This window comes from Echinicola sediminis (genome assembly GCF_054777495.1).
The window spans coordinates 1-16,424 of the sequence record NZ_BAAHAP010000027.1; the positions used below are offsets into that span (position 1 = coordinate 1).

9 protein-coding genes and 1 pseudogene are annotated in these 16,424 nt (G+C 46.4%); 4 read left to right on the forward strand and 6 right to left on the reverse strand.

All coding sequences use genetic code 11. The annotated features are described in order from the left end of the window. Positions 1-211: 211 nt before the first annotated feature. On the reverse strand, positions 212-889 hold the full coding sequence (locus ACYVAA_RS09110) for an RNA polymerase sigma-70 factor (RefSeq protein ID WP_460540760.1): 678 nt from the start codon (positions 887-889) through the stop codon (positions 212-214). Between the two features lie 376 nt (positions 890-1,265). Beyond that, positions 1,266-2,642 (reverse strand): annotated as a pseudogene (locus ACYVAA_RS09115) (glycoside hydrolase family 28 protein). A gap of 285 nt (positions 2,643-2,927) precedes the next feature. Here ACYVAA_RS09115 and vapB point away from each other — a divergent pair. Beyond that, complete coding sequence (gene vapB, locus ACYVAA_RS09120; RefSeq protein ID WP_460540762.1) at positions 2,928-3,113, forward strand: DUF2281 domain-containing protein; 186 nt, start codon at positions 2,928-2,930, stop codon at positions 3,111-3,113. Between the two features lie 139 nt (positions 3,114-3,252). Here vapB and ACYVAA_RS09125 read toward each other — a convergent pair whose 3' ends face one another. Further along, positions 3,253-4,638: a glycoside hydrolase family 88/105 protein gene (locus ACYVAA_RS09125; RefSeq protein WP_460540764.1), complete on the reverse strand. Its 1,386-nt coding sequence runs from the start codon at positions 4,636-4,638 to the stop codon at positions 3,253-3,255. Between the two features lie 407 nt (positions 4,639-5,045). Here ACYVAA_RS09125 and ACYVAA_RS09130 point away from each other — a divergent pair, with 407 nt between their 5' ends. Further along, complete coding sequence (locus tag ACYVAA_RS09130) at positions 5,046-6,542, forward strand: rhamnogalacturonan acetylesterase (protein ID WP_460540766.1); 1,497 nt, start codon at positions 5,046-5,048, stop codon at positions 6,540-6,542. 412 nt (positions 6,543-6,954) lie between these two features. On the opposite strand, the gene ACYVAA_RS09135 is transcribed toward ACYVAA_RS09130, so the two are convergent. Then, entirely contained in the window at positions 6,955-7,740 is a 786-nt protein-coding gene (locus ACYVAA_RS09135) for an SGNH/GDSL hydrolase family protein (RefSeq protein WP_460540767.1), read from the reverse strand. 162 nt (positions 7,741-7,902) lie between these two features. On the opposite strand from ACYVAA_RS09135, the gene ACYVAA_RS09140 reads away from it, so the two are divergent. Beyond that, the gene (locus ACYVAA_RS09140; protein WP_460540768.1) at positions 7,903-8,376 is read left to right on the forward strand and encodes a DinB family protein; all 474 of its coding nucleotides are present in this window, start codon (positions 7,903-7,905) and stop codon (positions 8,374-8,376) included. 538 nt (positions 8,377-8,914) lie between these two features. Here ACYVAA_RS09140 and ACYVAA_RS09145 read toward each other — a convergent pair. Beyond that, positions 8,915-9,973 (reverse strand): branched-chain amino acid aminotransferase family protein, encoded by a 1,059-nt coding sequence (locus ACYVAA_RS09145; protein WP_460540770.1) that lies wholly within the window; start codon positions 9,971-9,973, stop codon positions 8,915-8,917. Between the two features lie 122 nt (positions 9,974-10,095). On the opposite strand from ACYVAA_RS09145, the gene ACYVAA_RS09150 reads away from it, so the two are divergent. Further along, a complete protein-coding gene (locus tag ACYVAA_RS09150; RefSeq protein WP_460540772.1) occupies positions 10,096-11,514 on the forward strand; it encodes an aminotransferase-like domain-containing protein in 1,419 nt (472 codons plus the stop codon). Positions 11,515-11,689: 175 nt separating this feature from the next. Here ACYVAA_RS09150 and ACYVAA_RS09155 read toward each other — a convergent pair whose 3' ends face one another. After that, on the reverse strand, positions 11,690-16,420 hold the full coding sequence (locus tag ACYVAA_RS09155) for a LamG-like jellyroll fold domain-containing protein (protein ID WP_460540775.1): 4,731 nt from the start codon (positions 16,418-16,420) through the stop codon (positions 11,690-11,692). Positions 16,421-16,424 lie beyond the last annotated feature (4 nt).

Consider the following 16,424-nt stretch of genomic DNA (forward strand, 5'->3'; position numbering starts at 1 on the left):
CAGGATTACAGAAAGATCCCAAGTATTCATAGGCCTTAATATCAACCATGCCTAAAGGCATTTTTGGGCACTACTCTCTTCTTATCTATGTGGGTTAAAACCCACCCTTACAATACCGATCATGCCTAGCGGCATTATTGCTGCTTTTCTTCTCTTCTTTGTATGGGTTGAAACTCTCCAGAACAATATCTGATATCCCAAAGGCATTAATTTATAAGAAAAAATTCAAATTAAGTGACTCCCTTAACAGCTCCCTCAATTTATCCTTGGCCCTGAGCAACTGGGTTTTGATGGTGTTTTCGGAAATCTCCAGCTGCTCGGCAATTTCCCGCACGGACTTCTCCTCCAGGTATTTCAACCGAAAAATCTCGGCCATTTTGGGAGGAAGCGCTTCAATGGCTCTTTCGATTTTTTGGTTGATTTCGGCATCTTCCCAATCCACATCCGAGTCGTTTAAACTTGCCTCTAAATAAAGTAGATGGTGTTTGTCCTGAATCTTGAGGTTTCTGATATGGTTCAGGCAACGGTTGCGTACAGAAGTATACAGATAGGATTTAAAGGAAGTGGTAATGTTCAAATATTCGGCCTGCTCCCAAATATGGACAAAGATATTCTGAACAATGTCCTCGCACACTTCACCGTCAAACACAAATCCTTCTGCAAACCTTAACAAACTCGGATAATAGTCATGAAAAAGCGCCTCAAAAACTTCCTTGTTCCGTTTTTGAATTTCCCTTAACAGTAATTTATCCTCGATTCTCAAAATGGGGGCGATCTTGTTGCTTAACTTTCCGTGCAAAATAGAAAAACAATGCGATAATCCGGACACTACCCTGTATACTTTATTTCTGATTGGAGGATGAATGAACACCACACCTATTTCTTCCATTAGGCTCAGAAGCGAAAATATTCGCCACGAAGGCATTAAGAAAAATAAGTATGAACTTAAAAACCTCCATTTCCTTCTATCCTTCAAGATATCATCTTAGCTGGTTTCATACGTTTCCGTCATAGCGAACCTGTCTGCTCCAGGCAGGCATTCTTCTAATTATGAGATTCCCACTCCGCCTGTGGCGGATCGGAATGACGTTTTTGAAACTCGAAATGAGGTTAATAAAACCTTAACACCCTTAATTCCTTCATGGTTATTTACCCCCTTACTTTTTAACCAAAACTCAATTGGTTAATTCAATAAAAAATTCGTGAAAATTCGTGCAAACTTGTCCGCCGTGGCGGATTCGTGGACACTTTTCCTTTTTTACGAATCAATCTATCAATTCAAACCCCACCACATTCTCATGAATCTGCTCTTCTCCCCGGACCGCATCCACTTTGATATTGCTAAGCTGGACATTCTCCACCGGCTGCTCTTCTTCTCCTAATATCCTGGAAACAAACTCCACATCCGCAGCATCCACATTGCTCATATAGATATCCCGGATAGGGGTCAGCCTGCGCTCGTAAGTGGGCACCAAGTCCCTCCACTGATAAAGCACATCGGTTTCAATGCCCAAAACGCCCTTGTCAATCCTACCACATTTGATATCCTTCATCCTGATATTGGACACATACCCGCCCCTTCGTTCATTGGTTTTGATAAAGAGCAGGTGGTTCAGTTTGGCCCCTTCTTCCACCTCACAGTTTTGCATGTACACATTTTCCACCCCGCCGGAAAGCTCACTGCCTATCGCCAGCAGCTGATGGCCATTTTTGACCAGGCAGTTGCGGATCACCACGTTTTTGGTGGGCATATTCAGCCTTCAGGCATCCTGGTTCCTACCGGATTTCACCGCTATGGCATCATCCCCCTGGTCAAACACACAGTTTTCGATCAGCATATTCTGGCTCATCTCGGGATCAACCCCATCGTTATTGTGTCCATGGGCATACACGTCGACATTTCGGATCACCACGTCTTTGGACATAAAAGGGTGGATCACCCAGAAGGGGCTGTTTCTGATTTTCACCCCTTCCAGCAGTACATTTTCACAGCGGTTAAACTGGATGAACTGGGGCCTGAAGTTGGAAGTATCGTTCACAAACTGTCTTTCCTCCACCGGAACGTCTTTTGCGGCCAGGTTATACAGCCTCTTAAGGCTTTCCATATGGGGCTTTGGCCGGGCAAACCAGATTTTCCAGGTATCCATTTGGGCCTTTAAGGTTCCTTTTCCCGTAATGGCCACATTTTTACATTCAAATGCATATATCAAAGGTGAATAATTAAAACACTCCATGCCTTCCCAGGTCGTCTGTACAGCGGGCAGGTAATCCTTTGGATCACCGGAAAAAAGCAGGGTGGCACCCTCTTCCAAATGCAGGTTGATATTGCTTTTCAAGTGGACCTTGGCCGTGGGCCATTCTCCTTTGGGGATCACTACTGTTCCCCCTCCGCCGTCATGGGCTTTTTCAATCGCCTGTGCGATGGCTTTGGAGGTGGCTTCCTGGTCGTTTTGATCAGCACCAAAATCGGTAATGAGGTAGCGCTCTGCCTGAGAAAAGTCAGGAACTTTGATGACGGGCATTTCAAAGGGTGCATCCACCTGTATTTCTTCCATAATGAATCTGGGCTTTTGCTCTTTACATGAAGTCCATAAGGCTGCGAGGAAAACCAATATAAACAAAGGCATTTTACTAAGGCTCATAAAGTAATGGTAATTATACTTCCAAATTTTAGGCAAGGACCGTCCATTGCATCTAACCCCGGATCCTGCATTTTCAGTCCATAATAGTTAGGCGAATGCATATTTCGGGTAAATCCAAGGTAATTTAAAAAATTGCTATTTTGAAAGTGTTATGTCCTATACTGTAAAAAGGCTATTTTGGGAAGGCCTGCTTGGGGATCATTCTAGAAAGTGGTAACTTTTTACTCGACTGAACATAAAGCATAGGGATTTCATTATTTTCAAGGAATCTATTGAGAAATCAAAATGGATGATTTAAACCTATATTCAATGATAAACTCCCTTCCTTCAGATTTAAAAAAGGAAGTAAGTGATTTTGTGGAATTTTTAAAATTTAAAGCTGAGAAGCAAAAAGCTCCAAAAAAAGAGAGGTCCTTTGGAGCCCTTGAATCCAAAATTCACCTGTCCAAGGATTTTGATAAAAAGCAGTAAGGGCGTTTATGTTCGGCCTGTCTCCCCGAACACAAACGCCCCCACTTATTGGTGTTTCATCGCTTTATTAATATACACATCAAATATCAAAATGTAAAATAAGTCAAAGCCTATTTCCAAATTCGCAATACCTGATAAGTTAATTTTTAGAGGACTCATCCAACAGCTGAACAGAGCTGTCATTGATTTCGAAATCATGCATTTGCAGCATCCGGATCACTTCAGCGCCTGCGGCGATCACCGGACCATAACCATGTGCCGCATAAGGATTGATCGGACGATGGTAATAAAAAGCAGGGTCAAAGCCCATGCCCGTTCCCACACAAGTTCCTTCCACCTGGCCTTTGTCATTGACCATAGTACTTACCGCATTCCAGGCCAGCAGGGTCATCGGCGCATAAGCCTGATCATCCACCCAGCCTTCATTTACGGCTTTGGCAATACAATAGGCATAAATGGCCGTAGCAGAAGTTTCCAGATAGGAATCATTTCTGTCCAACAACTGGTGCCAAAATCCCGAGCCGGACTGAAGCCTTGCCAATCCTTTGATATGTTTTCTCAATAGGTCCAATACAAATGGTCTTCCCGGATGGTTTTCAGGAAGGGCGTTCAGCACCTCCACCTTGGTCAGGATGGCCCAGCCATTGGCACGGCCCCAGTGAAACTGAGGATGCTCCTCCATACCCTGCACCCATCCGTGCATATAGAGTCCCTTTTCTTCGTTGAACATCCGCTCCGAGAACTGCCGGATCTGGCGCACCGCCTCATCAAAATACTTTTGCTCTCCGGTATATTTCCCCATATTGACAATGGCCGGCACACTCATGTACAGGTCATCCAGCCACAGGGTGTTTTTCAATGGCCGGTTTCTGGCCAAGGTACCGTCTTCCAGCCTAAACTCCTTGTTCATGATATAGTCCATGAAATTATCGATCACAGGACGTACCTCTGCATCCAATCCGGCCAGGTCGGTCTTGATAAAGGAAGCACAAAGTGCCCCGGCATCATCCAAAGCTCCCGGATAAAGCACCGAATGTAAGGCATGTTCCTTTCCTGCCACCTTCTTAAAGTGGGGATAAAGGTCGGCAATGAACTTTACCCTTTGTTTGCTGTAATTGGTATAGTTTTCATCTCCGGTAACCTCTCCCGCCAGTAACATGGAAGAATAGGTCACGCCCCATTCATAGCTCAATAACCTGAAATCCCCTTGCTTCAACACGGACTTTTCGTCCACTTTGCTGAAGTCTGTAATTACCTCACCATTCTCGGCGGTAAGGATTTCAGTTGGCGTGGTGGATTCCAGGTACTTGTACACCCTGTCAATCACTGCTTTTACTTCCTGCTCCTCCGGAAAGCCATAGGGCACCGGATAATCAGGCTCTAAAAGGTGCAGCGGAGTGTTGGTATCGGTAAGCACTTCCTTGGTTTCCGTGCTGGTCTGGTCTTTTTCTGCCTGGGGAGAGCAGGCAACGGCGAGGCCCAATGCCCCGATGATTCCTGTTTTAAGTAGTTGTCGGACTTCCATAAACAATTTGGTAAAACTTGGGTCTTCTTTTATTACTGACTGATTTTAAAAATATAAAATTAAGCATTACCAAAAAATTTCCGTGCTGTACTGTGGGGGAGTTATTGGTTATCATGGTAGAAGTTATTAAGTGTCTATGGCCAACAGTCCACTAGATCCTTTGGGTAATTCATGGCATGACTCAAAGTCATGCCATGAATCAGCTTTCCTCTTTATCTTTTAGGAAGTGTCATGAACACTGTTTGTTATTCACTTCGTACCACGTACTTGAAACCTCGTACTTACTACTTGATACTCCATACTCCCCCATACTACAGTACAGGTTTTTTGCACCGATTGCTTAGTTTTATGATTAGGCTATGTCAAATGGCCGCTATTGTAAACAGAACCCAAAGAATATTTCAGGAATGAGGAATGTAAAATATGGGCTTTCAGCAGTCCTTACCATCATCAGCCTGCTGCTGGCCTTTACCCCTAAAGAACAAAAACACACCCTTTACATCATCGGGGACAGTACCGTGCGCAACAGCCGAGGTGATGGCGGCCCTGGACAGTGGGGCTGGGGAACCTTTATCGACGACTTTTTTGACAGCACCCAACTGACAGTCAGCAACCAGGCCATGGCGGGGAGAAGTACGCGGACCTTTGTCAAGGAAGGCAGATGGCAAAGGGTATTGGATGAACTTAAACCGGGAGACTTTGTCATGATGCAATTTGGCCACAACGAAGGCAGCAAGCCGGATACTACCAAAGCAGGTTACCGTGGGGTATTGCCCGGCACCGGAGATGAAACAGTAGCACTCACCTGGCCGGACGGGACAGCCGAAACCGTTCATACCTACGGTTGGTATTTGAAAAAATTCGTCTCCGAAGCCAAGAAAAAAGGAGCCACTCCGATCATCTGTTCCATGATCCCCAGAAACAAATTCCATGATGGAGAAGTGGAAAGGGCCAGCCAAGACTATGGCAAATGGGCCGCTGAAGTAGCCCGGAGAACCGGGGCCTTTTTCGTGGACCTCAACAGCATCGTGGCCGACCAATATGACCAATGGGGACCCGAAGTGGTCAAAGCGCTCTTTGAAAAAGACCATACCCACACCAATGAGGCCGGGGCCCGCATCAATGCCTGGTCAGCAGTGCAGGGCATTAAGGCGCTGAAAGACTGTACACTGAAGGCCTATCTGAAAAAAGACAAGCCTACGCTTTATCTGATCGGGGACAGCACGGTCAAAAACGGCCGCGGCGACGGTGCAGGAGGCCTTTGGGGCTGGGGAGATTTTATAGCCCCCTATTTTGACCTGGACAAGATCAAAGTTCAAAACCATGCCCTTGGCGGCACCAGCAGCCGCACCTTCCAAACTTATGGACTATGGGAAAAAGTACGTGAAAAGCTGGAACCTGGAGATTATGTAATCATGCAGTTTGGCCACAATGACAGCAGCCCGCTGGATGACAGCCACCGTGCCCGCGGCACCATCAAGAGTGCCGGCACAGAAGCGGAAGAAATTTACAACCCCATCACCAAGCAGCATGAAACGGTATTTTCTTACGGACAGTACCTTAAACAAATGATCACCGACACCAAAGCCGCCGGAGCCACCCCGATCGTTTGCTCCCTGATCCCTAGAAACAGGTGGGAAGAAGGCAAGGTAATGCGTTCGGATGACAGTTACGGTCTTTGGGCCAAGCAGGCTGCTGAGACAAGGGAAGCCTGTTTCATTGAGCTCAATAGGATCATTGCCGATGGCTATGATGAGCTGGGGGAAAAATATGTCAGGGAACATTTCTTCAATGACAAAGACCATACCCATCCCATCAAAGAAGGAGCCGAGTACAATGCCAAGGCCGTGGTCAAAGGCATTCAGGAACTGGAAAAATGTAAGCTAAAGGATTTTCTAAAGTAATAATACGGTTTAATAGGTTTGAAAAGGCCAGGGGTTCGCCTCTGGCTTTTTTGTTTTCCATATGAATGCTATTAACCATTAAGGTTTTTGGATTGTTTTTAAACGAAGAATCTTTTATGTCCTTTATACCTTCACTTCTTCATGTTTTGTTTTTTGAACCATTAAGGTATTAAGGGACATTAAGGTTTGGATTGGTTTATTGGGACGACAAGTCCTTCATGTCCTTCATGCCTTCATGTTTATATTTTTAAATCATTAAGTGCATAAAAATCCCTATACCTACTTCCCTTTTATGCCCTTTTCAGACCTTAACTTAATGACAAATGTAGCCTCTTACCACTGCAGATCAATTCCTATAAAAAAAGTGATTATTACCGTGCTTCGCAACCAAGCAATAGAAAAGCAGCGCACATTAATAGACCTTCAAAAAAGGAAACTTTTCAGCTACGGTTTCTAACCAAGCCTTGGTCATGATCTCATGGCCAGCCACAGTAGGGTGAACCCCATCCCAAACCCAATATTCCGGATCGGCTCTCTCCATTGCCTTATCAAAAGCCGCTGGATAATCCACCAATAGGGCATCAAATTCCTTTGCCAATGACGTTACCATTTCTTGCCTTCTCAGCACATCTTTTTCATAAGTATCCCAATGTTCTATTCGCTTTCCTATGGGATAGACAAATGGCATGCCCATAACAATGATCAGCTCCGGGTTCTGGGCCAAGCTTTGGGTTAAAATATCCCGATAGGCATTTTCAAACACTTCAAACTGGGGGCCATTCTCGGGATTTCTTACATGCTGCCCGACATCATTGATACCCACCAAAACACTAAGCAAATCAGGTTGGAGCTCCAAAGCATCCTTGGTCCAGCGCTCCTGCAAATCCGTAACCGTGTTTCCTGAAATGCCCCGATTAAAAAAAGACCATCCCTTTTCTGGAAAGTCAGCTCCTATGCGGCTGGCGACGGAAAAAGCATAACCATGCCCCATGATATGGTTCAGGTCCATATTACGACCCCTATTCCCATCGGTAAGGCTGTCTCCTTGAAACAAAACTCTCATTCCTTTTTCTTCAATTAGTGGTTTAGATTCTTTTATAGATGTCCTGGCTTGAACAGGAATGGCTCCTACCCCTAGTCCAAGCCCTGTGATGGCAGCAGATTTGACAAAATCCCTTCTGGAAAACAAATTATGCATGGGTGTTTTTTTTTGATCAATATAATGACCAACTGTAAGTAATCCGAAATTGGTTTATAAAAACAATGTTCCTCCCTTCAATCTTTGAAGCGCTGTTTTTGATTTGTCAGATTACTGCCGTAATTGTAGTAATATCCAATCATTTATCAAAACCCCTGATCAATGAACAGCGACACCATCCGAAAACACCTTTCCCGCCTTCTTCAATGGGAGGATGCCCATGTGAATTTCGATACTGCCATTGATGGCATTCCGGAAGAACTGCGGGGTGTACAGCCCCAAGGTCTTTCCTACTCTCCCTGGCAGCTACTGGAACACCTTCGTATCGCTCAACATGATATTCTGGATTTCTGCCAAAACCCTGACTACAAGGAATTGGCATGGCCGGAAGAATACTGGCCAAAATCAATTGCCCCTGCGTCAAAAGATGAGTGGGAGAACAGTATCGGGCAATACCGCTCAGACCGGGAAGCCTTGATCAAAATGGCTACCAATCCAAATCTGGACCTTGCTGCAACCATCCCGCATGGTTCGGGACAAAGCTATTTGCGCGAGCTTCTCCTTGTGGCCGATCATAATTCCTATCACATCGGACAACTCGTTGCGGTACGTCGTCTACTTGGAATCTGGCCTTAGGCTCGGTAATGTCTCTAGTATGTAAAATAAGGTTCTATCTGACTTGTAGTGGCTAAACATACTAAAACACCTAGTTACATCTCTGTTTGATTGATTGCTGGCAGATTTTTGGCATGGCTTTTCAAAGCGGCCAAAAGCTTTAGAGGAAAGCGGTTGGTATTATATAAAGTTTTGGAGGCTAATGCTTTGAACCGTTATCTGCATTGTCCCCGGGTTCCAACCCGATGCCAGAAATCCCGGATAGTCGGAAAAAATTAATTCGTGCCAACCTATCTAGCGCCACATAGATCCGTGTAATTCGTGGACAGCCTCTTGAGATTTTCGTTTACTGGCTTAATTGCGGATATCCAAACTATAAATCACTGGTTTTCGCTATAATAAAACCCCACTAATCTGTGTTTATCCTTTTCATCCGTGGACAATAATTTTCGATTGAAAACATACCACCGTATTTCTAGATAACCAGCCATTTTGTTTCCCAAGCACTTAAAATCCGCTCAAAGAAAATAAGCCCTGAGATATCTCAGGGCCCGGATATTTATCCATTGAAGAAATCAACCGCAACAAGTGTACTCCAATTATAAATATCCTCTTCTAAACCTGTTCTAAGGGCTGTAAGCCTTTGCTTGAGAAGGTACATATTGGCATCATCCCCGGTGTAGGGATGGTAATCCCTGCCATCCATATGAATGGTTTCAAAAGGCGCTATTACCGCAGCCGTTCCCACTCCAAAAGCCTCTACTCGTTTGCCAGCATCAAATGCTTCTTTCGGTTCATCCAAGCTGATCGGCCGCTCTTCTACCGGCCAGCCCAAATCCCTGGCTATTTGGAGCAAGGAGTCCCTGGTCACCCCGGCCAAAATGGTTTCCCCGGTGGGAGGAGTAAGCAATTTACCATCCATGATAAACATCAGGTTCATGGTGCCCGACTCTTCCACATAGTTATGTGATGCTGCGTCAGTCCAGATCACCTGATCGAAACCTTCCTGCTGGGCCAAGTTGGCGGGATAATAGGCCGCAGCATAATTGCCTCCGTTTTTGGCAGCTCCCACGCCTCCCATGGCGGCACGGGTATATCGTCTTTCCACTTTTACCTTTAGGGGGCGGGCATAATAGGCTGCCATCGGAGTACATACTACCATAAAGAGGTATTCATTGGAAATACTAACACCCAGGCGCTCCTCCGTGGCAATCATAAATGGCCGGATATAAAGCGAATACCCTTCCCGATCACTGATCCACTCCTTCTCCACTTCCACCAACTTCAAGATCCCCTCCTTGAAAAGCTTCTCCGGCACAGCGGGCATAGCCATACGCAAGAGGGATTGGTTCATTCTTTCATAATGCCTGTCCAACCTGAAAACACTGAGCTCACCATTGACCTGCTTGTAAGCTTTGAGCCCTTCAAAAACCGTTTGCCCATAATGCAGGCACATGGCCAAAGGTGAAATGCTTAACTGTTCAAATGGCTGGATCGTAGCTGACTGCCAGTCACCATCCTTATAACGTGCCACTAAAATATGATCGGTGGCTTTTACCCCGAACTGAAACTGCTCAAAGTCGAATTGATCCACGGCACTCTGTGGCTTTATTTGCATTTTTATCTCCATACCCTAATACTTTCAGGTGATTCTTTTGATGTTTAACAAAATTAACCAATAAAAACACACCGTTACAGATACAGATTTTTGTATTTTTAACCATAACAGATAAAGGGGTTATGAATTTATACGAAAAACTGGCGACAGACCTGGAAAGACAGATCCAAAAGGGCACGTTCAATTACGGCGACAGGCTTCCTTCTGTGCGGAGCATCCATCAAGAAACAGGAATGAGTATCAGCACCGTACTGCAGTCCATGTACCTGCTGGAAAGCAAGGGTTTGATAGAGGCCCGTCCCAAAAAGGGCTATTTTGTCAGGCCCTATCCGCGGGCTGACCATAGCAAGCCTGTGATCTCCAAACCCATTGCCCGGAAAGGGAAAAGGGACATCGAAGACTTTATCCAAAAGGTTTACGGACCAATGAACAGTGAAAAAAGCCTTACCAATTTTTCGGTGGGAGTCCCCTCACCGGAAATGCTTCCGATTGCCAAGCTCAAAAAAATCGTACGGGACATGATGCGGGACCTTCCGGATGCCTGTATCCACTATGAACCGATCATGGGCAGTGAATACCTCCGTCGGCAGGTGGCCAAACGGACCTTACTGTGGCAGAACAGCTTATCTACGGACGATTTGGTCACGACAAATGGCTGCATGAATTCACTGGCATATGCCCTGATGTCCCTCACCCAGAAAGGAGACAGCATCATCACCGAAAGCCCCGTGTACTTTGGCACACTCCAGTTGGCCAAAAGTCTTGGGCTTAGTGTCATTGAAATGCCCACGCATAGCGAATACGGTCTGGAGCTGGAGGCGGTGGAAAAGACGGTCAAGGAAAATAAAATTTCAGCGATCATTGTCGTCAGCAACTTTTCCAACCCCATGGGCTACTGCATGCCCGATGAGCATAAAAGAAGGCTGGTGCACATCTGCACCGAAAACCAAGTCCCTCTATTGGAGGAAGACCTCTACGGTGATGTTTTCTTTGGCGCCGAGCGGCCCCTTTCTTGCAAGAGCATTGATCAGGAGGGTATCGTGCTTTGGTGCAATTCCGTGTCCAAGACCCTGGCTCCAGGCTACCGTGTGGGCTGGATAGCACCGGGGAAGTTTAAGGACAAAATCTGCAAAACCAAACTCTACCACAATGTGGCCAGCTCCTCCCTTACCCATGAGGTCATTGCCCGGTTTATGGACAAGGGACGCTATGAAAACCACCTTAGGCAGCTTAGAATCAGCCTCCAACATAACCTGCTCAAATCATTGCAGACCATTCATGAGCACTTTCCCGAGAACACCAAAGTAACCTATCCCAATGGAGGTTTTTTACTCTGGCTGGAACTGGATCCTAAGATTGATACCACTGTCCTTTATGAACAGGCACTGAAAAAGGGGATCAAATATGCCCCCGGGAGAATGTTTACCCTTAGAGACCAGTTTAAAAATTGCCTGCGCTTGAGTTACGGCCTGAGCTGGAATGAACAGATCCGCCAATCCCTGATCCACTTGGGCGAGCTGCTGAAAAGACAATTAGTTTAGTATAGGACGACAAGTTCTTTCAACAGAAAGGTTTCCCCTCCTGTGTTTCCCTGTTCATTTGGAGGAATCTCCTAATTTGTTTTATAACAATCAAGAACAAAATAAAACCACTTTTCAAAGACTGGAACCTTGGAAAAGTGGCTTTGATAGAAGCTTGTCTAAAGGATTCCCCCTCTTACTCCTTGATGATTTTTTGAACCATCCTTTGTCCGTCAATATTCACGTACATAAAATAAATGCCGGAAGGATAGCTACTGATATCCCATGTGGAGACCTGCTCATCAATTAACCTTTCGGCTTTTTTCACGCCATTGATATCATAGATGCTAACACTGGCCCAGGCCGACTCCCTCTTGGAAAGGTACAATTTGATCAAACCACTGCTTGGATTTGGAAAAACCTTAACCTTGACCATATCCGTTAAAGCATATGACTCTTCACTAGGGTTATCTTCGCTCAATACCCTTTCTGCGGCCGAACCGCCATTACTTTCAGAAGGCTCCAGGCCATAAATCAGTTTTCCATAATGATAAACCGTGATCTGCTCTTTCAGCATCCACTTATTTTCACCAGAATAGGAATAGTCATTTTCCTGATCAAATTCCGACCAGTCTGACTTAGTGATTCTCAACTGGATTTCTCCTGTTTCTGCCAAGGGGGGCAAAGCCCCAAGCTCTCCAGCCAGTTTTATTTCTAAATAGTGATCGGCCAAAGTGCTATCTCCGGGCACATCCATAAAAACGCCCTCAATGTGTTCCTTGCCCAGCTCAGCATAATCCACCCAATGCTTCAATGTCCCGCCACCGTCTTTTGTAAACCAATAACGGAAGCTCAACCCTTCGTAATCCAGGGGCACATTTCCTTCATTTATCAGGTTAAAGGTCTTTTTAATGGTATTTTTCCCTCCTGAATGATGCTTAAGGTACACCTTGGCACTTATTTCGGTTGCTACTTCCTGAGGCTCTTCTCCCCAGATCAACCTTCCCTGATGGTACAGGGTGATGGATGGATTAGGGCTAAAATCTGCCGCCTCCATCATGGAATGATCATTGGTTTCATCAAAATCAGACCAGTCCTCATCATGGAAGGCTGACATGATCTCTCCGGAATCCCCTCCCGGATTCAATAGGCAATTATCTCCAAATGCATATTCTACATAGCCAAAAGCCTGCTCTCTGGGCTCAGGCAAAGCCACATATTCCATACTCACCTGATCTGCTCCCAAGGCGGCATAATCCAACCTGGTCTGTATAGAATTGATATTTTCCGCAGTAAACCAATACTTGGCCGTAATATCCTTAAGATTTACCGTCAAACTGTCCTTATTGACCAGCTTTAAGTTGGGGCGGATCTGATTGTCCATCGGTTTGTTCAGGTCCTCCTTCTTATAAACTACTTCCAGCTTTGGATGGGCAAAATACAGGGCCTCAACCTCTGACGGATCCAAGGCATAATTGTACAGCCGCACATCATCCATTTGGTCCCTAAAGGGCTTGTTTTCGTCCGAATTGCCCAATCTTACCGGGCTGGATCTGCCAATCCTGCTTGTTCCCGAATGGGTTTCAGCAGTTTTTTGGCCATTGATATAAAAGCGGAGCTTATTAGTTTCACGGTCACAGATGGCCACCAGATGCACCCACTCATCAGTAAAGATCGGATGGGAAGAACTGTTCCCTACGGAAGTGTTTACAGAGGTTTTGGTCCTGTCATCATCGATGGCAAAGGTCAAACGTCCATCCCTTAATTGGATACCGTACCAGTTGTCCGCAAAACTGCCCTTATGGATCAGATAGCTGTCTTTTCCATCCCCATACCGATAAGTATCCTCCGGGATCTTCACCCACATGGAAATCGTAAAGGAAGTTTCATCAAAGGTCAAATGATCGGCATGTGGAACATCAATGGAAGCCGTACTGCCAGGCCCTTCAAAAGCATAAGCCCGGCCAAATTTCCCGGCCACCCTGTCGGTAGCTGTAAAGCCTAGCGCCATTCCATCTTGTCCGTACAAGCTATGATCTTCCACCCATGTCCCGGACTGTTCGTCCATCTTCCAATGCCCCACCAAACCGGCAGGTGCAGTGGCATTAAATGACCAAACATCACCAATAGTTGTTCCTTTTGGCCCTATGGCATCCACGCGCCAAAAATAAGTTTTTTGGCCTTGGAGTTTTTTAAAATCATAAACAGGGTTTTCCACATCCGTGCTTCCCAGCAGGGTCAAATCATTCTCATCTTCACCTAGATATACCTGATAGGAAGTGGTATTGACCCCGCCTTTCCAGCTGACAGCAACCTCTTCTCCAAAGCCCTCCAAAACAGCTCCCTCAGCCAAAGAAGGGTCAAAAGCCTTCATAGGGGTGGGCAGGGTATGGTAAAGCTCCAGCACTTCCTGTGCCGATAAGCGCTTGTTGAAAAGCCGTACCTCATCGATATGGCCTTTAAAAGGTGTCCCAAAACCGTTGGAATTGCCTAAAATGATCGGCTCAAACTGTCCAATAGGCTTCTCTGTGCGGTCATTGGTTTCCTTTACCTGGACGCCATTGAGATAAACCCTCAACACATCGTCTTCCCGGTCCCTGATGGCCACCAGGTGCACCCATTCCCCGCTAAACAAAGGAGAGGCACTGGTGGAAAGTTCGGTTTTGGTGGAATTATCATCCACCGCAAAACGCAGGTTGCCGTCCTTGATTTCGATCCCGTACCATTGACCGGTCCCTCCGGTGTTCTGGTCTGCCTTGAAGGTTCCCTTGTGGATCAAATAGGATTGGCTGGTCCGTGTGGAAGATTTTAACCACATGGAGATGGCGAAGGAATGCTCGTCAAAATACAACTGGTCAGCATGGGGAATGAACACATGGGAAGGGTTCTCTGCATTGGAAAAGTCCAGGGCCTGGTTAACTTTTCCTTCTGCTGTCCAAGAATAATCATTGAGCTCGTTTACCTCGCCCTCATTAACAAAACGACTGCTGTCAGCCACCAAAGTGCCCTCGGTATGGTCCATCAGCCAGGCGCCAACCAGTCCTTGGGGAATGTATGGCCTCGTGCTAAATGACCACACCGGCCCTTCGGTGATCCCCAGCTCATTGCCTGCATCCACCTTCCAGTAAAATGTCCGGTCAGACATCAAATCCCTCTGTTCATACTCCTTTGCCGACAAAGAATCCTGCCATTGTAATGCTTCTGGACTTTCCCCAAAATATAAGATGTAAAAGTCGGTGTTTTCACTTCCTGTCCAGCTCAAGGTCAGCGAGGTGGTATCGGCAAAGCCAAAACGGTCTTCCGGAAAGCCTATTCCAGGCTCTGCAGGTGCCGTCGGTACCGGGCTGGTTTTGGCAGAAACTACAGCAGATACCGCCTTAAGTTCTCCCGCATAAGGACTCAACCTGAACCGGTAATTTTGGTTGGGGCTGAGCCCTTCGATCAATAATTCGTTCAGGTTTCCTGCAAGACTGTCCACAAAAGTAAATTCTCCATTGGACGGGGATTTTTCTACCAGAATCCCTTCATAGCGCCCATCATTGTTCGCCCAGCTCAATTCTACTGTGGAAGGACCGATCGCTCCCACGGCCAGATCAGTAATAGGCTTTAAAAAATCAGCTGGTTCCAGCTCAAGGATCCCATTGATATAATGCTCAATATTAGCATAGCCATCTGCTCCGATAAGCATGGCATCAGAAGCATCATGGGGATCAAGCCCGTTGGCCGCTTCCCATTCATCGGGAATACCATCCCGGTCGGAATCAGCTTTGGCCGGTGCCCCAAATACCTGCCCGGGGCCTCCTGTTGGCAGCTCCCTTTCATTGGCTATCAGCTTTCCTTCCAGCCCAAGACTGGACAGTTCTGTCATCAGGAATTCATCCACCTGATCCCTTTTGGGAAAGTTGGTCCCTACATGCTCCAAAACATAAGTGTAGCTTTCCTGGGCGCTCATTACCTGCTCTGGAAAAGCATAATCATAAGGCGTTTCTGCAAAGGTGGTAATCCCCTGATAAGCGGCTTGCTCCACCAGGCTCCCGTCCAAAAGTCCGTTGAGGTTTCCATCATGATAGTTACCCTCCACATAGGGGATAAAGGATTCGGTTCCCCTTGAAAAAGGCCTGATGGTGGTGCTGGGTCCATCGATATAGTAGTTGTTGATGATATTTACACGGGACTCAGCAGTGGATCCTCCCATAATATAACCGCCCCCACGGCCCCAGTTGTACACCACATTATTGACAAACTGGTTTCGGTTTTTGACTTTGGGATTCCGGGTATTATTGTCGATGTACAGGTTTCTAAAAAGGCTCACCAGCCCCGAAGGTTCCATCAAGCCTCCACAGGAATGGGTTTCCAATCCCTGGGCGATGATGCTGTTCTGGATGGTAATGCTGTCCGCATGCCCGGTAATGGAGAAAGTTTCATCCCTTCCCCAGCTGGCAGAGACATGGTCAAAGATAAGGTGCTTGGCATTATCGGTCAGGGTCATGGCATCTGCTCCACTGGTGCCATAGCGCCCCATCCTCACCCTTAAATAGCGAACGATGGAATTGCTGGCCTGGGTGAAGGTAATGCCATCCCCATAAATGACCACTCCGTCCCCGGGGGCAGTCTGTCCGGCAATGGTGACATTACGGGCGACAATAATTCTCGAGTCCGTAGAAATAACACCGCCCACCTCAAATACCACTATCCGGTTGGGCTGGCTGACCGCTTCCCGAAAGGAACCTGGCCCTGAATCATTAAGATTGGTGACAATGTAAACCTCCCCATGGCGGCCGCCTTCGGCAAACCTTCCAAAGCCTTCTGCACCCGGAAATGCCAAGGTTTGGGCCATGTTCTGGTGAATGATTAATCCTATCAATAGGAGGGTCAGGAAGCAGGTGATTCCCGCTTTCCCGATGGGATTGGTAAAAGTTAAATTCATGTTA

Coding starts and splice junctions, on each gene's coding strand:
- ACYVAA_RS09110 (WP_460540760.1), bottom strand. CDS start 889: ATGGAAGAAATAGGTGTGGTGTTCATTCATCCTCCAATCAGAAATAAA.
- vapB (WP_460540762.1), top strand. CDS start 2,928: ATGGATGATTTAAACCTATATTCAATGATAAACTCCCTTCCTTCAGAT.
- ACYVAA_RS09125 (WP_460540764.1), bottom strand. CDS start 4,638: ATGGAAGTCCGACAACTACTTAAAACAGGAATCATCGGGGCATTGGGC.
- ACYVAA_RS09130 (WP_460540766.1), top strand. CDS start 5,046: ATGAGGAATGTAAAATATGGGCTTTCAGCAGTCCTTACCATCATCAGC.
- ACYVAA_RS09135 (WP_460540767.1), bottom strand. CDS start 7,740: ATGCATAATTTGTTTTCCAGAAGGGATTTTGTCAAATCTGCTGCCATC.
- ACYVAA_RS09140 (WP_460540768.1), top strand. CDS start 7,903: ATGAACAGCGACACCATCCGAAAACACCTTTCCCGCCTTCTTCAATGG.
- ACYVAA_RS09145 (WP_460540770.1), bottom strand. CDS start 9,973: ATGCAAATAAAGCCACAGAGTGCCGTGGATCAATTCGACTTTGAGCAG.
- ACYVAA_RS09150 (WP_460540772.1), top strand. CDS start 10,096: ATGAATTTATACGAAAAACTGGCGACAGACCTGGAAAGACAGATCCAA.
- ACYVAA_RS09155 (WP_460540775.1), bottom strand. CDS start 16,420: ATGAATTTAACTTTTACCAATCCCATCGGGAAAGCGGGAATCACCTGC.